Here is a 21,173-nt window from a genome sequence, read left to right on the forward strand (position 1 = left end):
GCTTTCCGCACCACCGTCTTTGGCTGGCTACCGGCTATTCGACGGCCAATCCTTCAACCGGCGACAACTTTGCGGCGCGGCGGCCCGGAGTCACCGATGCCAAGAGCGCTGCCACGATGCTGATCAGCAGGACCAGTGCGAGCTGCCACCATGGGATCTCGTAGGTCATCGTTCCCATGGACGCGAGTGCCGAGCGGGCTCCAAGCAGGCCATAGGCCACGCCCAGCACCAAGCCGAGCAGGGCTGCGACGCCGCCAATCAGTACCGCTTCGGTTGCCAGCATGCCGCGCAGCTGCTTCTTCTTCAGGCCCAGGGCACGAAGCAGGGAATTCTCCCGGGTGCGTTCCAGGATCGAGAGGCTGAGCGTGTTGGCTACGCCGATCAGGGCGATCAGCACGGCGACTGCCAGCAAGGCAGAGACAATCATCAGCAGCACGTCAATGATCTGGGAGAACATCGACTTCATCACCACACCGCCATTGATCATTGATGATTCAACGCCGGTGATGGCAGAAACCTTGGTGACCAGTTCGTTGACGCCCGCTGCGTTGACGTCGGAATCCACCTTGATCAGGATCCCCGAGTACTGATTGGCTTCATCGATTTCCAGCTTGCTGAAAGTCTGCTCGGTGACGATATTTCCTGAGAGCATGGCCTCGGAATTCTTCACTGCCAGCGTTTGCCCGCCAACTTCCATCGTCGGATTTTCGGGACTACCCAGCACATAGACGATTTCGCCATCTGCCGGCACGATATTCGGGTCCAGTGCAACGTCAGCGAAGCTCGTGGGATCAATGGACATGATCTCGGCGTTGAACATTTCATCGGTCCCCATGTCCACATCCGCATATCCGGAGGTGAAGCTGGAGCTGGCGGTAATCCCGTCCACGCCATTGATTTGCTCAAGCATGTTCTTGGTCTCGGCGCCTGAAACTTGGCGGTCATAGAAGGAGACCATCATGTCGACCGGGAATTCTGCGGCCACAGCGTTGTTCAAGCTGGCCTTGGCGGTCTGGCCGCCGACCATGATCATGGACACCAAGGTCACGCCGATCAGCAGTGCCGTTGCCGTCGCGGTGGTTCGGCCCGGGTTGCGCACGGCGTTCAGGGCCGCGAGCTTTCCCGCCGTCGATTTGCCAGCCACGGCCTTGCCGATCCCGGAAACGCTGCTCGGCACGAACAGCGAAGCCAGCATCAGGATCCCCGGGAAGGAAACCAGGCCGCCCAGGAAGGCGACTACCAGATCCCCCTGGATCGCGCCGTAGGCCAGCAAGCTGGCGCCGGCCACCACGAACAGCGATCCGAAGATGATCCGGGCTTTGCCGGCACGGTTCTTCACGCTGGCAGCGTCGAAGGGGCGCAAGGCCGCCAGCGGTGCGAGTTTCATCGCCCGTCGAGCCGGCAGGCTCGCTGCGACCACAGTCATCAGTACGCCGACGAGAATTGGGATGGCCAATCCCTGCGGGGTCAGGGCCAACGCCGCATAGGACATCTCCGGCACCATCACGTGCAGCAGCTGGATCAGGCCCGCCATCAGTGCGACGGCGAGCAAGACACCGAGAATCGAGGCAAGAATGCCAATGAGCAGTGCTTCGATGAGCACCGAGCTACGAATCTGCTTGCGCTTGGCGCCCAGGATGCGCAGCAGTGCCAGTTCGCGGGTGCGCTGGGCAATGACTACGGCAAAGGTATTGACCACAACCAGACCGGTGACCACCAGTGCAATCAGTGCGAAGACCAGCAGGATCACGCTGAGTTGGTCGGTGCCTCCGGTGAACTGGGCGACTTCGTTCAAGACCTTCTCATCGGCGGTCACCACCGCCATGTCAGCCATCTTCTTGCCGGCAAACAGCTTCTCCAGCTCTGCCTTCAATGACTCGTCGGAGCCGTCGCCATTGACCACGATTTCGGTGATCAGCGCTTGGCCGCCGGAAAAGTGCTGCCACGCTTTCTCGCTCATGCCGGCCAAGGCGTAGGCCGAGGTCCGCGGGTTGGTGGTCGAGCGCTGGATGCCCACGATGTTGTAGTTCGCCGGCGAGATCGCGCCATTTTCCAGAGCCACGACGTCCCCGATGGACACGCCCATTTCCTTGGCGTGGGAAGCATCGATAATGATTTCGTTGGAACCTTGGGGCGCCCGGCCCTCAATCAATTCCATGCCGCCCAGCCCCTGGTCGGGATCTACTGGCTGTGCGGACACGCCGTAGCTGTTGTCCGCCGTGCGCAGCAGGCCATCGGCGTAGGCCAGGCCATAGGCGGTGGAAACTTCAGGCAGGTTCCGGACATCTGCGATGTCCTTGAGGCCCAGCTCGGTCAACTCCTCGGCGCCGGGAACCAGGTCCCAATCGGGGTAGGCCACCAGATCGGCGTTCTTGTAGGCGTCTCCGAGCGAGTTCTTCAGTGTCGCCTGGGTGGATGAGTTCACCGAAAGCGTTGCGGCAAGAAAGGCGGTGCCGATGGCCACAGCCAGGATGACGGCGATATATCGACGTGCATAGGTCTTGATATTCGAAAGTGCTACGTGCAGCATTGCTTACTCCGCCAAGGAGGCCAGGGCCTCGGTTACGGTAGCCACGGTTGGCTCCTGGATGGATCCGACAATTGTGCCGTCCTTCATCAGCAAGACATTGTCTGCATAGGACGCGGCCACCGGGTCGTGGGTGACCATGATGATGGTCTGGCCCATTTCACGGGTGGACGTGCGCATCAAGGACAGCACTTCGGCGCCGGTACGCGAATCGAGGTTGCCGGTTGGCTCATCGCCGAAGACCACTTCCGGCCGGGTGAGCAGTGCTCGGGCTACCGCGACACGTTGCTGCTGGCCGCCGGAAAGTTCATGCGGCTTGTGGTTCAGGCGGTCGCCCAGGCCGAGCGCCTGGATGACGGTGTTGAACCAGTCGCGATCGTGCTTCTTGCCGGCCAGCGACAATGGCAGCAGGATGTTGTCCTTGGCGGTGATGGTTGGCACGAGGTTGAAAGACTGGAAGACAAAGCCGATCTGCTCGCGGCGCATCTCGGTCAGCTGGTCATCGCTCAGCTCCAGCAGGTTCTTGCCGCCGATGATGATTTCGCCGGAGTCGGCGGTATCAAGTCCAGCCAGGCAGTGCATCAGCGTGGATTTTCCGGAGCCCGATGGGCCCATGATGGCGGTGAATCGGGAACGTTCGAAGGAAACGTTTACGTCGCGAAGGGCCTCAACACGAGTGCTGTCATGCCCGTAGGTCTTGGTCAAGCCGCGGGCAGCGACCGCATTTTCGGTTTTTGGCAGAGTCTCAGAAGTCATATTAGAAATACTACAAAGCGCCTAGCCAAACCCGCATCCACCATCAGGACCTAGTTTCCCGGGGGTGCGTCATACCAAGGTATGAGCAAATTCGTGGACGCTCTGCCCCCGCAGGTTACCGATTAGCAGCCATGTTCGCGTTCGGTTTCCTGGTGCGATGCCGGCTCAATCTGGAAGGTCGAGTGCTCAACGCTCACGGTGAAATGATCTGCCACGCACTGCTGCAAATCCCGCAGCAGCCCACCGGCTACCCCAGCGGAGAACATCGAGTCCTCGACCACCACATGGGCGGTGAGCACCGGAAGGTTGGAGGCAATCTGGCTGGCGTGCAGATCGTGCACCGCGATCACCCCGGGCAATGCCTCCAAATGCGCTTTGACCCCGAGCAGGTCCAGGCCCCTAGGCGTGGATTCGAGAAGGATGTGGGTGGTTTCCCCCAGCAATTTCATGGCCCGGGGAACGATCAGGGCGCTGATCACCAGGGCTGCCACGGAGTCGGCGCGCATCCATCCGGTGTAGGTGATAACCAGCGCGGCGATGATAACGGCAACCGAGCCCAACGCGTCGTTGACTACTTCCAGGAAAGCCGCACGCATATTCAGGTTGCTATTGCGTCCCGCGGAAATGATCCACATGGAGATGACGTTGCCCAATAGGCCGATGATGCCGAAGGCCAGCAGTCCCTCCGGTTGGACCTCTGCAGGGGTGAAGAGCCGCCGCACGGCGTCGATGGCCGCATAGATGCCCACAGCCAGCAGCAATGCCGATTGGAAGGTGGCGGAGAGGACTTCTGCGCGGCGGAATCCCCAGGTGCGCTTGGTCGTTGGCTTGCGCATGATCAGGTTGGCAGCGGTCAGAGCCAGCAATAGCCCCAGGGTATCGGTCAGCATATGCGCTGCGTCGACCAGCAAGGCCAGCGAGTTGGTGACGATAGCGCCAACAACCTCGGCGACGAGGATTGTAGCGGTGATGGCGAAGGCCCAGGCCAGGCGGGTTCGGTTTGCTCCGGAATGATCATGGGAGTGCCCGTGAGAGTGATCGTGTCCCAAGTTCAGCCTTTCTTCGGATCCATGCTGTGCGCTTCTTCCCAATGGTGATGGGATGCCTCTTGCGGCAGAAGCGCCGAGGCGGCAGCGGTCAACGCGTCAAGTGCTTCACCCTGGCCCAGCGAGTAGATGCTGGCCCGGCCCTGGCTTCGGACGTGCACCAGGCCGGTGTCCTTCAGGCAGGACAGATGCGCGCTGACCGTGCTTTGGGCAAGCCCCAAATGCTCGGTCAGTTCCCTGACCTTATGCTCCCCGGTGCGCAGATGGTCCAGGATCAGCAGCCGTGCCGGGTCAGCGAGCGCGTGGAAGAGCGCAGCGAACTGCAGCTTGCCGCTGCGGATTTCCGATGCATCGATATCTGACTCTATTATCGCCATATAACGATGATAGGTGACTTTGCCGCGAAACGGAACGTTGCATGGCCAACTGCGCATCGCGATGGATGGCAAGATGAAAATATGACTGAAGATCTCATCGTTGGCGAAGACGGATTGGCGCGCCCTCGCTGGGCCGCCTCGAATGACATGCTCCGCACGTACTACGACGCCGAATGGGGCATGCCGATCACCTCCGAAGAGGGACTTTTCGAGCGGCTGAGCCTTGAGTGCTTCCAGTCAGGCCTGTCCTGGGCCATCATCCTTTCCAAGCGCGAGTCGTTCCGCCGCGCTTTCGAGCACTTCAATCCCGAGAAGGTCGCATTATTTACCGAGGACGATTTCAATCGCCTGATGGAAGACGCCGGGATCGTGCGCAATAGGCTCAAGATCCGCGCAACGATCGCCAACGCAGAAGCGACCCTGATGCTGCGCGAAGAGGGCGGCCTCTCGGATTTCGTGTGGTCCTTCAAGCCGGAACAGACCCCGGCTCCGCGTAATTTCACTGAAGTACCCACGCAAAGCCCCGAGTCCAAGGAACTGGCCAAGGCGCTGAAGAAGCGAGGTTTCAAGTTCGTGGGCCCGACCACCATGTACGCGTTGATGGAAGCCATCGGCATGGTCGATACCCATCTGGTCGGATCGCACCGCCGCGGCACTTCCGGCATTTGGGCCTGAGGTCATGGAACTGCGCCTACCGGCAACGGGAATTCTGGACGTCGGCCACGCACTGGCAGTCCTGGAATTGCATTCGCTGCCTGCCCAGGAGCGGCTGGATGCCGCTGCGGCCCAGCTGCACCGCGTCCTGCAGCTGGACGGGAACCTGGTTGAAGTTTCATTGAGCCTGGATCCTGCAGGCGTATCGCTCACCCACGACGCCCCGACTGAATCCATTGCGCGCCTCACGGAGATCATCAACCATTGGCTTGGACTGCAGCAAGATACCACAGCTGCTTATGAAGCGCTCCAGGCCCTTCCTTGCTACCAGCCGCTCGCGATGGCTTACCCCTCCTTGCGGCTCATCAGCTACCCGGATATTTTCGAGGCCCTGGCCACCACGATCATTGGACAGCAGGTGTCCTTGGCGGCGGCACGGACCCTCGGCGGGCGCTACGTCGGCGCATTGGGCCAGCAGCATGGCTCGGGCCTTCGGGCTTTCCCCACAGCGGCCTCAACGGCCGCCTGCACGCCTGGGGAATTGCGCGAGATCATTCACTGCCCGCTGTCGCGGGCAACGGCGCTGCACGCGGTAGCCGAATGGTTCGAGGACAGTGGAAAGTTCCTGCTCGGAGACGTGCCGGCATTCCTGGAGCAGCTCCAAGGGCTGCGCGGGGTGGGTCCATGGACGCGCAATTACATGGCCCTGCGGGGTTTTCGGGATCCGGAGATCTTCCTGGAGTCGGATCTAGTAGTTCGCCGAGCCATGAGCAAGCTTCATGATCGCGGTGTCGCTGTGGCGCCTCCACCGAAGGCTGCGGGCTACCTGGCCACGTTACTGCTGTGGTCCTTCGACGCCGCCAAGCTGTAGCAACGAGAAAGGGAGCTTATCAAGGTGTGCAATCCTGATAAGCTCCCTTTTCGACGAATCGGCCGACTGAGCAAGTCAGCCGATTCTCCATTCCCCTTATTCAAGCCGGCTACGCCGCTCGCTGCTTCGAGGTGAGCAGCCCCGGCAAGCAGCGAACTAGCCGATAAATATCGGTCAAGCTTGACGCTTCTCCCGACCACACACGGGAGAAGCTCTGGAATAAGCATATCCTAAGAACCAGTAATAACGTCAAGCCCTGTTTGCGTAATTTTTCGATTTATTTCTTAGGTCGCTCTAACTTGCTCGATTTTGTCCGCGCCAAAAGACTAGTCGGCGAAGATCTTGCCAACTTCCGTACGCTTCTCGGCCTGGAATGCATCTTCTGCACGGCCAAAGGCCCAGTAGGCAGATAGCGACATGTCGCGGCGGTCCACGCCATGCTCGTCATAGAAGTATGCGCGCAGCTTCTTCATGACTTCGCGCTCACCGTGGGCAAAGACCTGCACCCGGCCCTCGGGCCATGGAATCCCCCGGACCACGGACTCCAGGATCGTGGTTTCAGGGGAGAATTCGGCACCGCGGTGAATCCAGCGAATTTCCACGCCAGCCGGCGCCTGCAATTGCATTTCGTCAGCCTCGTCGGCAACTTCGATGACCACCAGGCCCCGCATCTGCGGGGCCATGGACTCCAAGGAGGCCGCAATGGCGGGAATGGCAGTTTCATCTCCGGCGAAGAAGTGGAAATCGAATTCATCCTTGGGGACAAACATTCCGCCCGGGCCCGAGAAGCAGATCGATGAGCCGATCTGCGCGTCACGCGCCCAAGGACCTGCTAGGCCCTCATCGCCATGGACCACGAAATCGACCTCGATGGTTCCCGCCTGCATATCGCTGCGGCGCACGGTATAGGTACGGCGAACCGGCAGATCCTCGGGAGCCAGCCGCTCACGCAGCGCTTCCATGTCATAAGGCAATTCAAGGCCCAGTTCCGGCTTCGCGAACAGGAATTTCACGTAGCGGTCGGTCACCGGCTTGTCTGCGAAATCGCAGATGCCTGGACCGCCAAGGGTGAGCCGCACCAGATGAGGTGCGATATTCTCGCGCTTGAGGACCTGCAGGAGGACCTGGGGGCGCGCAGGTCGGCCTCCAGTTTGCGGGCGATCACCAGCCGGCTGGGACACAAAATCACTTCCTGTCTTAATAAGGGTAGATAGATCAATCCTAATTGACGGGAGCGCAAGTGGTTACTTCGGGAAGGTCGGAGGACCTTCATATGCACTGAGCGCCGCGCGTTCTCCGGGGCTCAAACGCTGCACCCGCGAGGACACCGGGTCGAAATAAGCCAACGTAGTGGAGGCCTTGACGCACAAATAGTCCTCCACCGGGTCACGGAACTCGTAGCAGATATCAAAGCTGGCAGGCTTGACATTGGCAACCCAGAGATCGACATTGACCGGCACGTTGCGGTATTCCAACGGGCGGGAATACCGCACCCGATGCTCGACAACGAGGATCTGGGTTCCGGCAGGCACTGCAGAGAAGATATCGGCCTGCGGCTGCGAGCCTGGCGCGCCGGTGCCACCGGGCACGCCAAAGCCGGCGATTCGCGCTTCTTCCATTAACCGGATCAGATTGACATTATTGACATGGCCGTAAGCATCCATGTCGCCCCAGCGCATAGGGACCTGCACCCGCAGAATGCTTTCTTCCATGGCTAATCTTCCTTCAGCAGGTTTGCGCCGTCATTGCCCACGATCCCCAACTTGGCCAGCTCCCGAAGGACCCGGGCTCCGTCCGGCTCGTAGACCCAACGCACCCCGGGGGTGGTTCGGCGCAGCTCATGCGAACGTCCGCCGGCTAGCACCGCTTCCGAAGGGGTCAGCTGGCGGATCACAATAGCCCGGACCAATTCGGGATAGCGGCGCGCGAACTCGGCATAAATGGCCGGATCATGCTGGCCGTCATCGCCGATGAGCACCCACGAAATGTGCGGGAATTCTTCGGCCAGGCGGCGCAGCTGGTCAACCTTGTGCTGCATTCCGCTGCGGAACCAGGAACGGTCTGTTGGCCCCCAGTCGGTGAGCAGCAACGGCCCCTTCGGGTACAGGTTGCGCGAGATGAAGCGCTGCAGGGTCTGCGCGACATTCCATGCGCCGGTGGAAAGGTAGATGGTCGGAGCTCCCGGATGCTCGAGCAGCACCTTCTGGAGCATCACCGCCATCCCTGGGGTCGCCACGCGGGCATGCTCGGAGAGCACAAAGGAGTTCCACGCCGCCAGCATGGGGCGCGGCAGTGCGGTGACCACGACGGTGTCATCCACGTCGCTGATCACCCCGAACTTCTGCGCCTGGTCGATAACGAGAATCTTCGCCTGCGCGGCATCGCCGTTGTGGGCATGAAGCCGGATCTCATTCCAGCCCGCGGGCAGGTCGACTACCAGCTTCACATCAATCACGCCGCCACGGTCAGCCTGGACCTCGAAGCGCTGGTCGCCAACGTCAATGCTGACCTTGCCGCCGGGAAGGATCGGGGAAATGAAATTGCGGAAACCGCGAATGCCATCGGCAATGACCTGGGCTTGGTGCTGCCCGTCTTCAAAGGCGCCGGGCTTGGCCAGCACAACGCGGGCGAAGACGCGAATCCAGCCGCCGCTCGGTCCGGTAGAGCCATATCCCACATAGGGAAGGATTACCGCTTGGTGGCCGTTGGCCAGGGCGCGCCGTGCACGCCAACGATGCACTCCGTCTTCCATTCGCGAAGCTACATGCCGGGCATCGCCATCAGCCGAAATATGACTCATAGCCCCAGTCTTTCATGTCGACCGCCAAGCACGGGAAAACGACAACTTGTGTCTTGAGCCCTTGCCTTTTTCTACAAAGAGTAGAAAGCTGGTGCTATGAAATTCGAACACGAGCTCAATAGTCCGGTCCTGGTATTGGATGAGGACCAATCGTGGCAGCTGCTCTCGCACAGTTCCCACGGACGCGTAGCAACTTCGGTTGCAGGGTTGATCGATATTGTTCCGGTGAACTACGCGGTGCACAACGGGAAGCTGTTCTTGCGCACCTCGCCCGGTAATAAGCTTGCGGCCATGGCGATCAATGAAAAGATCGCTTTCGAGGTCGACGGCATCCTTTCCGATGAAGCTTGGTCCGTTGTCGTGCACGGCAGCGCCGAAGTATTGGAGCATGAGGCCGATATCAAGGAGGCCCGCGAAAGCGGCGTCACTCCCTGGATCCCCACCCAGAAGGATTTCTGGATTCGGGTCAACATTGATTCGGTCTCCGGGCGCCACTTCGAGCTCGGCGAGCAACCAGAGGTCGCTGAATAGTTCTCTCCGATCTGCACGGCAAACGCCGCCTCCCGCCCAATGGCCATCGGGCTGGCAGCGGCGTTTCCAGCTTTAAGCCGATGCCTGGGAATAAGGGTAGAACCCTTCTCCGCTCTTGCGTCCGAGCTTGCCCGCAGCCACCTTTTCGGTGATCATCGGGTGCGGCTGATCGGCCTCGTCACCGGTCTCGGCGTAGGTCGCCTGGGCGATGAAATCGATCACATCAAGGCCCACCATGTCCATCAGCTCGAACGGACCCATGGGGTGGCCCAAAGCGGTCTTCGCGGTGGTATCGATATCCTCGATGCTGGCGATTCCCTGGTGAGCCAGGTTCAGCGCCTCGGCGTTGATCGCACCCATCATGCGGTTGGCAATGAAACCCGGAATCTCCTTGTTCACCAGCACCGGGTTCTTCCCCAGCTGGTTGGCTACCTCGGTGACAGCCTGGATCGTGGCATCGTTGGTCTGCCCATGGCGGACTATTTCAACGCACTTCATGACCAATGCGGGGTTGAAGAAGTGCATATTGCACACCTGCGCTGGACGGCCGCTGGCCTGGGCCAGCTTCGAGGAGGGCAGCGTCGAGGAATTCGTCGCCAAGATGGCGTGGGCCGGTGCATGCTCGCCCAGTTGGGCGAAGATCTGCTCCTTGATGTCCAGGCGCTCCACAGCAGCCTCGATCACCAAGTCGGCTGCGGAAGCAGCCTGGTTCAAGTCGGTGTTCTGGCTCAAGCGCCCCAGCGCCGCAGCTGCCGTGGGCTGGTCGAGTTTGCCTTTGGCCACGCGGCCGGCAGCCCAGGACTCCAGCTCGGTGCGTGCTGCGCCCAACGCGTCGGCAGAGATATCCTGCAGCACGGTGGCGTAGCCGCCCAGCGCGCAGCTCATCGCGATCTGCCGGCCCATGGTGCCGGCACCGATCACCAAAATACGTTCAATCCTCATTGACCATTCTTTCTTTGCAGTCCTGGCCTGCGCCTTTTAGCCGCGCAGGTAGGTCGTCGTGGTGTGCGTGTAGAACTCGCGAGCTGCTGCCCCCTGTTCCTTCGGTCCGTAGCCCGAAGCTTTCGCACCGCCAAAAGGCACGTGCGGGTCAGCTCCGGCTGACTCCGAATTTACATGCAGAATACCCACGGCGAGAGTTTGTTGCGCCTCCAGGGCCAGCGCAAGATTCGAAGTGAACAAGGCCAGGCTCAAACCGTATTCCGAGTCTTCTGCAGCCTCGAAGGCTTCCTTCCACCCGTTGACTCGGCGGACGGACACGATGGGCGCGAAGAATTCTTCCTGCCAGGCGCAGTTGGCTCGCCCTGCTTCCCCCTCCGGAAGTTCCAGAATGGTTGGTGCCAGGAAGCTGCCGGTTCCCGGGGCCAGCCCGCGATAGCGCAGTGTTGCGCCCTGTGCCAGCGACCGGTCGATCCCCTGTGCCGCCGAGTTCGCCGCTTTGGCATCCACCAGCGGTCCCATATGCACTGACGGGTCCAGCGGGTCCCCGGTCACCCACTGCTCCAGCCTTTCGGTGAGCTTGGCCAAGAATGCGTCGGCGATGGACTCATCGAGGATCAGCCGGCTGGTGGCCGTGCACTTCTGGCCGGTGGAGCGGAAGGCCCCGAAAAGCACCTGCTCGCTGGCCAGGTCCAGGTCTGCGTCGGCCAGCACTACCGAAGCATTCTTGCCGCCCATTTCCGCCTGCACCGGAATCCCCCGGGCCGCACCTGCCGCGCAGAGTTTGCGCCCGACTCCGGTGGAACCGGTGAAAGTCAGCCCGTCCAAATGCTCATTGGCGATGAAGGCATCACCCAACGCGCCCGGGCCGATGACCAGGTTCAGTACACCAGCGGGCAGCCCTCCGTGCTCCAGGGCCTGCACAAAGCGCATGGCCAGCAACGGCACCAGGCTGGCCGGCTTGAACACCACCGTATTGCCGAAAACCAGCGCCGGGGCGATCTTCCAAGCCGGAATCCCGATCGGGAAGTTGAACGGGGTGATCACCCCGATCACCCCCAGCGGCTTGTGGGTAACCAGAATCTGTTCCCCGGCACGCGGGGATTGGAAAACGGTGCCGGCAGCGCGCTCCGCTTCGCCGGAATAGTAGACCAGGATCTGTGCGGCCCGCAGCACCTCGCCGATTCCCTCGGCTCTGGTCTTGCCCTCTTCGGCGGCCAGTTCCGCTCCGAAGTCCTCCGCATGCTCCTTCAGGTATCCGGCGGCCTTGGCCAGAATCGCCCCGCGGGCGGCCATCGGAGTGGACGCCCAGGATTTCTTGGCCCGGTGGGCGGCGCCGAAAGCGGCGTCCACCTGGTCCACGCTGGCCGCGGTGCCCTCCGCGAGCACGATGGATTCGTCGGCGGCCGCCTTCGAATCGATGCGGCGGCCTTCGCCAGGCACCCATGCGCCATTGATGCAGTGCTCCAGGGTGGCAAGTGTTGTGGAAAGGTTCATTTGCTTGGTTCTCCCGTCTTCCTTGGCTTCGCGGCTTAGCGGAAGGCCGGCACGCCGGTGAGCTTGTTGCCCAGGATCAGCGTGTGCACCTCGTCGGTGCCCTCGTAGGTGCGCACCGATTCCAGGTTGTTGGCGTGGCGCAATGGCGAGTAATCCAGCGTGATGCCGTTGCCTCCCAGGATGGTGCGTGCTTCGCGGCAGATCGCGATGGCTTCACGGCAGTTGTTCAGCTTCCCTACCGAGATCATATGCAGGTCCAAATTCCCGGCATCCTTCAACCGGCCGATGTGCAGGGCCAGCAGGAAGCCCTTGTTGATTTCCAGGGCCATGTCCACCAGCTTCTGCTGGGTCATCTGGTATCCGGCCAGCGGCTTGTCGAACTGCAGGCGTTCCTGCGAGTAGGCCAATGCCACCTCGAATGAATCGCGGGCGGCCCCCATGGACCCCCACAAGATGCCGTAGCGGGCTTCGTTCAGGCAGGAGAACGGCCCCTTCAGGCCCTTGGCATTCGGCAATACCGCCGAACCAGGCAGGCGCACATCGACCAGATCGATTTCGCACTGGATGGAGGCGCGCATGGACAGCTTCTGCTCGATCGGGGTGGCGGTGAAGCCCGGGGTGCTGGTTGGCACGACGAAGCCGCGGATGCCCTCATCGGTCTGTGCCCAGATCACCGCCACTTGCGCCACATTGGCCAGCCCGATCCAGCGCTTGGAACCGTTGATCACCCAGTCATCGCCGTCGCGGCGGGCGAAGGTCTTCATGCTCGACGGGTCGGAACCTGCCGTTGGTTCGGTCAGGCCAAAGCAGCCAATGGCTTCGCCGGCGGCCATCTTGGGCAGCCATTGCTGCTTCTGCTCCTCGGAGCCGTGCTTGTAGATGGCGCTCATGGCCAACGATCCCTGGACCGAAACGAAGGTGCGCAGCCCCGAATCGCCGGCTTCCAGCTCGGCGCCGGCAAGGCCGTATTCCACGGCCGAGCGGCCGGCGCAGCCGTAGCCTTCCAGGTGCATGCCCAGCAGGCCCAGCTTGGCCATCTCCGGAACGATCTCCAGCGGGAAGACTGCGTCGTTGTACCACTTGGCGATATTCGGCTTGATGTTCTCGTTGACGAAACCGCGCACGGTATCGCGCAGGGCCAGTTCCCCCGCCGAGAGCAGCGAATCGAAATTGATCAGGTCGGCCGGATCCAGAAGGCGTTCTGCGGTGCTCATATTAAGTCTCCTTGAAAGTTCTTTCGATTAGCTATTTGCCAGGGTGCCCAGAAGCGCTTGGTGCTCCCCGTGGGCCGGCGGGATGGTGCGGTATTGGGCGCCGGTGCGCGAGAGCCCGATGGGGCTGGCGATCTGCTCGGTCGCTTCCCCGGTGTCCGGATCGGTGATCAGCGCGACGGGATCCAGGCCAAGTTCCTTGGCGAAGTCGATGGCCTCGGCAATGGAGTTGACCTTTCCGGCGGGCACTCCCGCGGACATCAGCGCATTCGCCCAGTGCGCGGCAGTGGCCGAGGCGGTGGCCGCTTCGATGATTGCCTTGAGTTCTTCGCGGTGGGCCACCCGTGCGCTATTGCTGCTGAAGCGCGGATCCTGGGCTAGGTCCGGCTGGCCAAGGTGCTTGGCCAAGGCAGCGAACTGGCGGTCATTGCCCACGGCGATGGCCACGACGCCGCCGTTGGCCGCGAAGGTTTCATAGGGGGCAATGCTCGGGTGCGCGTTGCCCATGCGTTCCGGGGAATTTCCGGTAGCCAGCGTGCTGCTGGACTGGTTGGTCAGTCCGGCCAGCAGCGAGCCGAGCAAGTTGACGGTCACCCGCTGGCCGATACCGCTGGCATCGCGTTCGCGCATGGCCAGCAGGATGCCGGCAACCGCATTCTGCGCCGCCAATACGTCCACCAGGGCAACGCCGGCCTTGCTCGGAGGCCCGTCTGGTTCTCCAGTGATGCTCATCAGTCCGCCCACTGCCTGCACCAGCAGGTCGAAGCCGGGCAAGGTTGCACCCTGCTTTTCGCCGAAGCCCGAGATGGAGCAATAGACCAGTGCCGGGTTCAGCTCGCGCAGGCTCTCGTAGTCCAGCCCGAATTTGGCCAGGACGCCGGGGCGGAAATTCTCCACCAGCACGTCAGCGTCGCGGATCAATCCGCGCAGGGCCTGCAACTGGGTCGCGTCCGCGAAGTCGGCGACTACTGCCTGCTTGTTGCGGTTCACCGACCAGTAGTAGGTGCTGATGCCTTGGGCATTGACCGGAGGCTTCCAGCTGCGGGTCTCATCGCCAGCAGCGTTCTCCACCTTGAGAACTTCGGCCCCGAAGTCGGCCAGGGTCATGGAGCACAGCGGCCCGGCCAAGATGCGCGAGAGGTCGATGACCTTGACCCCTTCAAGCGGTTGGCTCATTTGCTTCCACACCTTCAATCCGCACAGAATTGCTTAGTTACATGTTGCATGCAACTCTATGTTGCCCGGATCACCCTTGGCAAGGATTTTCAGGATGTTTCGCTGCTCGGGTCTGCAGGGGGCGCGGAATACCCTAGGAAATCAAGGCGTCCAGCCGCCCCAGGAACGGTTCTGCGTCCAGTCCCGGGGTCCGCGAACACACCGAGCGGATCAGCATCTGCGCGGTGCGCATGACGTGGCCCCGAACGGCCAGCGCGGCGGCGTCGGGGTCTTTAGCCAGAATCGCCTCCATGATCTCCTCGCGGTCCCCGGCCAGGTCCTGGCTGGAGCGGGCGAAGGGCACGGTGGGCTGCCCGTGGGCCAGGACAAGGTTGCGCAGCTCCCCCACCACGCTGTCGAGTTTCGCATTTCCGGCCAGCCCCAGAAGGCACAGGTGGAATTCCTTGTCCGCTTCCAGCGTCGCCCGGCCATCACCGGTTTCGCCGATTGCGAGCATTCGCTGGTGCAACGACTTCAGCTGGTTGATATCAGCCTCGGTCGCGTTCCGCACGCCACGTGCGGCAGCTGGAGGCTCGATAGCCAAACGCAGCTGGAAGACTTCGACAATGTCCTCCAATGAAATCTGGTTGACGCGCACCCCGCGGTTTTTCGCCACGGTAACGATTCCCTCTTTTTCCAGCAGCTGCAAGGCCTCGCGCACCGGAGTTCGCGAGACGCCGAGCTTTTCCGAGATGCCAATGGCCGAGTAGTGCTCCCCCGGAGCCATCTCACCGGCAACTATGGCGGCACGGATCATCGTGGTCACCTGCTCGGTAAGAGATACCTTCGGCTTAATCGGTTGCATGCTACTCATGGTCTGAAGCTTATCCTGATTCGACCCGGCGGCAAGGCCAGGTACTAGATCGTCTTGCGCAATGGCACTTCCTTGATGAGCAATACGCAGAAGAAGGCAACCACGGCTACGGCCGCCGAGACGATGAAGACGATCCCTGTCGCCTCGCCATACGCCGATTCCACCACCTGCCGTAACGCATCTGGCATCCCGGAAAGATTCAAGGAATCCCCGGTGGCCGGGGCTGAGGACAGCTGCCCCTTGGCCGCTAATGATTCGGTAATAAGATCTGCCACATTGCGCGAAAGCAGCGCGCCGAGCACCGCCACACCTGCTGAGCCGCCTACAGAACGGAAAAACGCCACCGAAGAACTTGCCGCCCCGATATCGGTAACTTTCACCGTGTTCTGCACCGAGAGCACCAAGTTCTGCAGCATGAATCCCATGCCCACGCCGTTGAGGAACATGCCACAGGCCAAGAGCCAGTATTCGGTATCCTGGCGCATCAGCCCGAGCAGGCCGAGTCCGGCGATGTTCAGGACCGAACCGATGAGCAGATAGATCTTCCAACGGCCGAAGCGGGTAATCATCTGCCCGGAGAAGACGGACCCGAAGTAGTTGCCCGCGATCATTGGCAAGGTCATGAGGCCGGCCATGGTCGGTGTCGCTTCGCGGGCGATCTGGAAGTACTGGCCGATGAATGCGCCGGTGCCGAACATCCCCACGCCAATCGAGATCGAGGCGAGAATCGCCAGCGACGTTGTTCGGGTGCAAATGATCTTCAGCGGAATGATCGGTTCACGAACCCGTGATTCAACAAGCAGCAACGCGGCAACCAGCAATAGGAACATCGAGACCATCGTGTAGGTCTGCCACGAATTCCAGCCGAAATAGTCGGCTTTGCCTACATAGGAGACCCAGATCAGCAGGATCGAGACGGCGGTGGTCAACAGGACCGCGCCGACCCAATCGATATGCACCGGACGCTTGAGGTGCTTCAGGTGCAGGGTCCGGTGGATCAAGAGCATGGAGAGCAGGCTGATCGGGATGCCGAAGAAGAAGCACCAGCGCCAGCCCAGGGGCGAGTCCACGATGAATCCGCCGAGCAGCGGTCCTGCTGCGGTAGATACAGCCATGACGGCACCGAAATATCCCGAATAGCGTCCACGTTCCCGTGGCGGGATGACCGTGCCGATGACTGCCATGCCCATGGCGGTCAGCCCGCCCATGCCGATGCCCTGGATGACCCGGGCGAACAGCAGAACGGGTATGGACCAGGCGAGTCCGGCCAGCAACGAGCCGAGCACGAACACCAGAATTCCGGCTTGCAGCAGCTTCTTCTTGTCGAAGAGATCCGCCATTTTCCCCCAGATGGGAGTGGTGGCGGCATTAGCCAGCAGCGTGGTGCTCAGAACCCAGTTGAAGTCGGTTTGCGAGCCGCCCAGGACATCCATGATGGTCGGCAGCGCAATAGACACAATGGTCGCCGCCAGCATGGCAGCGAAGAAGGATGCCAGGACGCCAGCGATGGATTTGAGCACCTCGCGTTGATTCATCTGCGGCTGGTCTGCCGCTGCCTCGGTGAGGTCAGTGGGACGTTCCTTTTCCGGCATGCTCTTATCCAAGGTCGGAATTCTCCGCATTGCCGAACTGCTCGGTCCGTTGGGTTTGGATGCCGCGGATCATCGTCGCGTTCAATTCGCTCAGCGCGTGCGCGACGCTGGCCAAGCGCTCGGCATCCCAGTCCGGAAGGACATCCCGCATTCGCTCCAGGCGCAAGCGGTCGCGGAATTCAAGCCGCTCGCACCCCGCCTCGGTCACCCAGAGCACGTGGCGGCGGGCGTCGATCTTGCTGGGCTGCTTGGCTACCAGGCCCGTTTGCTCCAGTTCCGCCAAATGCCGGCTCATCGCCGCGGTGCCGATCCCCAAGGACTGCGCAAGGTCGGCAGCATGCGTGGGTTCACGGGTTTTCAACGTCTTGAGCACGTGATGGGAGGCGTTGGATACCTCGGGGTCAGTCTGATCCATATGCGAGAACACGCGAAGGATCCTGGAACTGCGGGCCAACTCGTCGAGCAGGATTTTGAGTTCAGAATCCGAAGGGCTATCTGGAGACTTGTCCACGATCTATCGGCTGCCTATCTATTGTGTTTCCACCAATGTAAGTTCGAATCGTTGCTCCAGTCAACGTTTTTGCCTGTTGCCACGGCGGTAAGCTGGTGTTGTGAATGATCAGCGAGTCCAAGCCAGCACGCAATACGCCGAAGAATTACGTCTTTCCGCGCTGAAGGCAGCTCGCCAGTCCGCCGAGCTGCTGCGCGCTTCCTTCCGCGGCAACGTGGTAGCCGAGCATAAAACCAACACCCATGACCTGGTCACCGACATCGACCGGCAGAGCCAGCGGCTCATCACTGCCTCACTGCTCTCGGCCCACCCGGATTCCTGGGTTCTCGGCGAAGAGCAGGTCTCTGGCGATCAAGGACGGCAGGCCGCCGGGAAGGTGCAGTGGATTGTCGATCCGATTGACGGCACCAGCAACTTCGTCCACGGCGTGGCATTCTTCTGCATCTCGATTGCCGCAGCCATCGATGGAGAACTGATGGCCGCCGCAATCCTCGATCCGGTTTCTGGTGATGAATTCAGCGCCAATTCGACTGCCGCGTTCCTCAACGGGCAGGTCCTTGAGCCCGGTGCCCGTCCCGAGCAGTCCCGCGCCAACCTGATGACGGATTACCCGGGAGCAGAATCCATGCTCAAGGACGGGGATCTGTCCTTGGAACTCTTTGGCCAGTGGATCCAGGACTTCGCCACGGTACGCCGCAAGGTCTGCGCGGCGCTGGCCCTGGCCCATGTTGCCGCAGGCTGGTGCGACGCCACCATCGGGTTCGATACCAAGGTGTGGGATGTGGCTGCCGGAGCGCATCTGGTGCGCATGGCCCAGGGCACGTTCCGCGGCTTGTCCTACGGACAGGCAGGACTCGCCGACCACTACTGCCCCGGTTTCATCGCGCAAGGGCCCGGCGCCGATTATCCTTCCCTGGCAACCGCAGCCGAGCGGATCCATCAGCTGCGCACGGGCCGCTGAGCCAACAAATCTGACAATATCGAAGTAGTTGGCCCTGCCCCTCGGCTTTGGCCGCTTTCGGACGTACGATGGCGGCATGGAACCACGATTTCAACGGACCGCGCACTCCGCCGCGCGGCACCATGGAGGCGGAGGTGTGATCCTGGGAGGAATCGGAGCAATTCTGCTTTTCGCTTCCTTCGCAGTGATGTTGGCAGCTCAATCCCTGGATTGGGAGCCACTGCTCATCGGCATTAGCTTGGGCATCTCGACAGTGCTTTTCGGTGTGGTGTTCCATTTCACCCACTGACCCGCACTTTTTCCTCATCCACTAATCGCAACGGCCCCGGATCCATCGCTCGTGGGCGCAACAGGTCCGAGGCCGTGCGTGCGTTCGGGCGCTTTACAGGTGGGTAGGCGCAAACATCTTCAGCAGGGTCCGGACCACAATGACATTGGGGCCATCTGCTTCCAAGGCGTCGGCGAGCGCCGAACCGATGCCTTCGGGATCGACCGCTTGGGCGGGGATGCCAAAGGAATGCGCAAGGGCCACGAAGTCCGGCCGGGCCAGTTCGGTGGCGGTGGCTTTTCCGAAGGCTCCCTCCATGTATTCGCGCAGGATGCCATATCCCCCATCGTCAACGATCAACCAGGTGACCGGCGCATGGTGCTGCTTGGCGGTGGCCAGTTCGGCAATGGAGTACATCGATGAACCGTCGCCGCTGACTGCCAGCACGCGCTGCTTGGAGCCGATGGCGCCACCGATCGCGGCGGGGAAGCCGAAGCCGAGGCCGCCTGCACCCTGCGCGGAATGGAATTCGCCCTCCTTGGCGTCCCAACAGCTCCAGCCCCAGTAGGCAGCGATGGTCATATCCCAGAAGGTCTGCATGCCTGCCGGGACTGCGGCGCGGATATCCGCCATGAACTTCCGTTCCTTGCCAAGATCCTGGGCATCCAGGCGCGCCTGCACCTTTGCCAGGGTCTGGGCCACCACCTGTTGCGGGGTGCTTCCGTGCCATGATGCCTGGGCCTTGAAGCCTGTCTCGCGCATTTCTTCGTCCAGGAATTTCAAGGCTTCACGAGCATCGGCGCGGATACCCAGGGCCGGGGTGTTGGACTCGAGCACGCGCGGCTCGGCATCAATCTGGATCATCTTGCCGCGGGGTTCGAGCGTGAAGTAGTTGCTGGTGACCTCGCCCAGGGCCGAACCGATCACCACCAGCACGTCGGCATCTTCCATGACGTCCGAGACATAGCGGTCTTCCGCCCACGACTGCAAGGACAGCTCATGGTTCCAGCCAAAGGCTCCGTTGCCGCCGGGGCTGCACAGCACCGGGGCCTGCAGTTTTTCGGCCACGGCCAGCAATTCAGCCTGCGCCCCGGCCCGGCGCACACCGCCGCCGGCGATGATGGCCGGGCGCTTGGCTTCGGCCAGCCAGCGCATGGCTTCGCGAATCAGCTCTTCGCGCGGGGGATGCTCGTAGGCTTCGGCCAGGGCATCCTGTACCGGTGGCACCATCACCGGGGCGAGCAGGACATCCTGCGGCACCTCAACCCACACCGGCCCCATCGGCACGGTAATGGCCCGGGCCCACGCGTCCTGGATCGCCGAGGGGATGCCCGATGCATGATGCACGGTCTGCTGGAACTTGGTGACGTTGGCGGCCGAGGCCTTCTGGTCATCGAGCTGATGCAGCATGCCCTTGCGGCGGGCTCCCAGGCCGTCCAGCGGAATCTGGCTGGCCACCACAACCATGGGCACGCCGGTGGCGTAGGCCTCCTGCAGACCTGCTAGCGAGGTCAGCGCGCCCGGGCCGGTGGAGAGGAACAGCACGCCCACTTCCCCGGTAGCGCGGGAGTAGCCATCGGCGGCGAAGGCGGAGTTGTTCTCCACGCGTGAGGAGATGAACTCCAAGCTTGAGCGCGAGAGGGCGTCGAAGAGTCCCAGGGCGTGCTGCCCGGGGATCCCGAATACGGTCTTGGCACCGAGCGCGGTGAGGGTCTCGATGACCAGATCGCCGCCGTTGCGTTGCGGTTGCTCGTTCATTAGCTATTCATCCCCTTGCTGGCGCGGAAGTCGCTGATCAGGCTGATCAAATCATAGGTGACATGCGAGGCGGCCACGCCGGTCAGCTCCGCATGGTCGTAGGCGGGGGCGACTTCGACAATATCCGCGCCGATGATGTTCAACCCGCGCAAACCGCGCAGGATTTCAAGCAGTTCACGGCTGGTGATGCCCCCGGCCTCCGGGGTTCCGGTACCCGGGGCGTGGGCTGGGTCCAGCACGTCGATGTCCACCGAGATGTACAGCGGGCGGTTGCCGATGCGGTCGCGCAGCTTGTGCACGATTTCGCGGACGCCCTGGTAGTAGACATCCGAGCTGGTGACGATGCCGAAGCCGAAGCGCTGGTCGTCTTCCAGGTCCTTCTTGCCATAGAGCGGACCGCGGGTGCCGACGTGGCAGATCGCCTCGGTATCCAGGATTCCCTCCTCGACCGCACGGCGGAACGGGGTGCCGTGGGTGTATTCGGCACCGAAGTAGGTGTCCCAGGTGTCCAGGTGCGCGTCGAAGTGCAGCATCGCTACCGGAGCACCGGCTCGTTGCGAGGCGGCACGCAGCAACGGCAGCGCGATGGTATGGTCTCCGCCCACGGTGACCAGGGTGGAGCCGTCACTGGTCAGCTCCAGTGCGTTGTGCTCGATGGTCTCAATAGCCTCGTTGATGTTGAACGGGTTGACCGCCATGTCCCCCGCGTCAGCCACCTGGCTCTGCGCAAACGGCGAGGTGTCGGTGGCGGGGTTGTAGGGGCGGATCAGGCGCGAGGATTCGCGCACGTGGTTGGCGCCAAAGCGGGCGCCGGGCCGGTAGGAGACACCGGTGTCGAAAGGCAC

Annotated in this window: 21 protein-coding genes; 5 read left to right on the forward strand and 16 right to left on the reverse strand. The window is 61.9% G+C overall.

Features of this window, described 5'->3' with window-relative positions; all coding sequences use genetic code 11:
- Nucleotides 1-34: 34 nt before the first annotated feature.
- From ACNPM8_RS14840 to ACNPM8_RS14855, 4 genes are all read right to left on the reverse strand, one after another.
- Nucleotides 35-2,530 (reverse strand): FtsX-like permease family protein, encoded by a 2,496-nt coding sequence (locus ACNPM8_RS14840; protein WP_434693655.1) that lies wholly within the window; start codon nucleotides 2,528-2,530, stop codon nucleotides 35-37.
- 3 nt (nucleotides 2,531-2,533) lie between these two features.
- Nucleotides 2,534-3,283: an ABC transporter ATP-binding protein gene (locus ACNPM8_RS14845; RefSeq protein ID WP_105657341.1), complete on the reverse strand. Its 750-nt coding sequence runs from the start codon at nucleotides 3,281-3,283 to the stop codon at nucleotides 2,534-2,536.
- A gap of 122 nt (nucleotides 3,284-3,405) precedes the next feature.
- Nucleotides 3,406-4,332: a cation diffusion facilitator family transporter gene (locus ACNPM8_RS14850; RefSeq protein ID WP_105661620.1), complete on the reverse strand. Its 927-nt coding sequence runs from the start codon at nucleotides 4,330-4,332 to the stop codon at nucleotides 3,406-3,408.
- Nucleotides 4,333-4,334: 2 nt separating this feature from the next.
- Nucleotides 4,335-4,706 carry an ArsR/SmtB family transcription factor gene (locus tag ACNPM8_RS14855; RefSeq protein WP_105657339.1) on the reverse strand — a complete coding sequence of 124 codons (372 nt, stop codon included), beginning with the start codon at nucleotides 4,704-4,706 and terminating at the stop codon, nucleotides 4,335-4,337.
- Nucleotides 4,707-4,787: 81 nt separating this feature from the next.
- Between ACNPM8_RS14855 and ACNPM8_RS14860 the strand changes: the two genes are divergently transcribed.
- Together ACNPM8_RS14860 and ACNPM8_RS14865 are read left to right on the forward strand one after the other, a co-directional pair.
- Nucleotides 4,788-5,381: a DNA-3-methyladenine glycosylase I gene (locus ACNPM8_RS14860; protein WP_105657338.1), complete on the forward strand. Its 594-nt coding sequence runs from the start codon at nucleotides 4,788-4,790 to the stop codon at nucleotides 5,379-5,381.
- A 4-nt stretch (nucleotides 5,382-5,385) separates the two neighbouring features.
- Nucleotides 5,386-6,231: a DNA-3-methyladenine glycosylase family protein gene (locus ACNPM8_RS14865; RefSeq protein ID WP_434693651.1), complete on the forward strand. Its 846-nt coding sequence runs from the start codon at nucleotides 5,386-5,388 to the stop codon at nucleotides 6,229-6,231.
- A gap of 326 nt (nucleotides 6,232-6,557) precedes the next feature.
- Here the strand turns inward: ACNPM8_RS14865 and ACNPM8_RS14870 are convergent, their stop codons facing one another.
- The 3 genes from ACNPM8_RS14870 to ACNPM8_RS14880 all read right to left on the reverse strand — a co-directional run bounded on the left by ACNPM8_RS14870 (nucleotide 6,558) and on the right by ACNPM8_RS14880 (nucleotide 9,031).
- A complete protein-coding gene (locus tag ACNPM8_RS14870; RefSeq protein ID WP_105657336.1) occupies nucleotides 6,558-7,412 on the reverse strand; it encodes a siderophore-interacting protein in 855 nt (284 codons plus the stop codon).
- Nucleotides 7,413-7,475: 63 nt separating this feature from the next.
- Complete coding sequence (locus tag ACNPM8_RS14875; RefSeq protein WP_105661618.1) at nucleotides 7,476-7,943, reverse strand: acyl-CoA thioesterase; 468 nt, start codon at nucleotides 7,941-7,943, stop codon at nucleotides 7,476-7,478.
- A gap of 2 nt (nucleotides 7,944-7,945) precedes the next feature.
- Nucleotides 7,946-9,031: an App1 family protein gene (locus ACNPM8_RS14880; protein ID WP_434693649.1), complete on the reverse strand. Its 1,086-nt coding sequence runs from the start codon at nucleotides 9,029-9,031 to the stop codon at nucleotides 7,946-7,948.
- Nucleotides 9,032-9,127: 96 nt separating this feature from the next.
- On the opposite strand from ACNPM8_RS14880, the gene ACNPM8_RS14885 reads away from it, so the two are divergent.
- A complete protein-coding gene (locus ACNPM8_RS14885; RefSeq protein ID WP_105657333.1) occupies nucleotides 9,128-9,562 on the forward strand; it encodes a pyridoxamine 5'-phosphate oxidase family protein in 435 nt (144 codons plus the stop codon).
- Nucleotides 9,563-9,634: 72 nt separating this feature from the next.
- On the opposite strand, the gene ACNPM8_RS14890 is transcribed toward ACNPM8_RS14885, so the two are convergent.
- From ACNPM8_RS14890 to ACNPM8_RS14920, 7 genes are all read right to left on the reverse strand, one after another.
- Nucleotides 9,635-10,504 carry a 3-hydroxyacyl-CoA dehydrogenase NAD-binding domain-containing protein gene (locus tag ACNPM8_RS14890; RefSeq protein ID WP_434693643.1) on the reverse strand — a complete coding sequence of 290 codons (870 nt, stop codon included), beginning with the start codon at nucleotides 10,502-10,504 and terminating at the stop codon, nucleotides 9,635-9,637.
- A gap of 36 nt (nucleotides 10,505-10,540) precedes the next feature.
- A complete protein-coding gene (locus ACNPM8_RS14895; protein ID WP_434693641.1) occupies nucleotides 10,541-11,998 on the reverse strand; it encodes an aldehyde dehydrogenase family protein in 1,458 nt (485 codons plus the stop codon).
- Between the two features lie 35 nt (nucleotides 11,999-12,033).
- Nucleotides 12,034-13,212, reverse strand: coding sequence for an acyl-CoA dehydrogenase family protein (locus tag ACNPM8_RS14900; protein ID WP_448940103.1), 1,179 nt, complete (start codon nucleotides 13,210-13,212; stop codon nucleotides 12,034-12,036).
- A 27-nt stretch (nucleotides 13,213-13,239) separates the two neighbouring features.
- A complete protein-coding gene (locus ACNPM8_RS14905) occupies nucleotides 13,240-14,385 on the reverse strand; it encodes a CaiB/BaiF CoA transferase family protein (protein ID WP_388024980.1) in 1,146 nt (381 codons plus the stop codon).
- Between the two features lie 133 nt (nucleotides 14,386-14,518).
- The gene (locus tag ACNPM8_RS14910; RefSeq protein WP_448940104.1) at nucleotides 14,519-15,238 is read right to left on the reverse strand and encodes a GntR family transcriptional regulator; all 720 of its coding nucleotides are present in this window, start codon (nucleotides 15,236-15,238) and stop codon (nucleotides 14,519-14,521) included.
- Nucleotides 15,239-15,282: 44 nt separating this feature from the next.
- Complete coding sequence (locus ACNPM8_RS14915) at nucleotides 15,283-16,842, reverse strand: MFS transporter (RefSeq protein WP_105657327.1); 1,560 nt, start codon at nucleotides 16,840-16,842, stop codon at nucleotides 15,283-15,285.
- Complete coding sequence (locus tag ACNPM8_RS14920; RefSeq protein ID WP_402741902.1) at nucleotides 16,835-17,341, reverse strand: MarR family winged helix-turn-helix transcriptional regulator; 507 nt, start codon at nucleotides 17,339-17,341, stop codon at nucleotides 16,835-16,837. Before ACNPM8_RS14920 ends, ACNPM8_RS14915 begins: the two co-directional genes overlap by 8 nt.
- A 100-nt stretch (nucleotides 17,342-17,441) precedes the next feature.
- Between ACNPM8_RS14920 and ACNPM8_RS14925 the strand changes: the two genes are divergently transcribed.
- Nucleotides 17,442-18,302 carry an inositol monophosphatase family protein gene (locus ACNPM8_RS14925; RefSeq protein ID WP_332503971.1) on the forward strand — a complete coding sequence of 287 codons (861 nt, stop codon included), beginning with the start codon at nucleotides 17,442-17,444 and terminating at the stop codon, nucleotides 18,300-18,302.
- 76 nt (nucleotides 18,303-18,378) lie between these two features.
- Entirely contained in the window at nucleotides 18,379-18,591 is a 213-nt protein-coding gene (locus ACNPM8_RS14930; RefSeq protein WP_133833215.1) for a hypothetical protein, read from the forward strand.
- 93 nt (nucleotides 18,592-18,684) lie between these two features.
- Here ACNPM8_RS14930 and ACNPM8_RS14935 read toward each other — a convergent pair whose 3' ends face one another.
- Both ACNPM8_RS14935 and speB read right to left on the reverse strand, forming a co-directional pair.
- On the reverse strand, nucleotides 18,685-20,328 hold the full coding sequence (locus ACNPM8_RS14935) for a thiamine pyrophosphate-binding protein (protein WP_105657324.1): 1,644 nt from the start codon (nucleotides 20,326-20,328) through the stop codon (nucleotides 18,685-18,687).
- On the reverse strand, nucleotides 20,328-21,173 hold an 846-nt coding region (gene speB / locus ACNPM8_RS14940), incomplete at its 5' end, for an agmatinase (RefSeq protein ID WP_448940105.1). The genes ACNPM8_RS14935 and speB, both read right to left, overlap by 1 nt.

It is taken from the genome of Glutamicibacter sp. AGC46 (assembly GCF_053543715.1).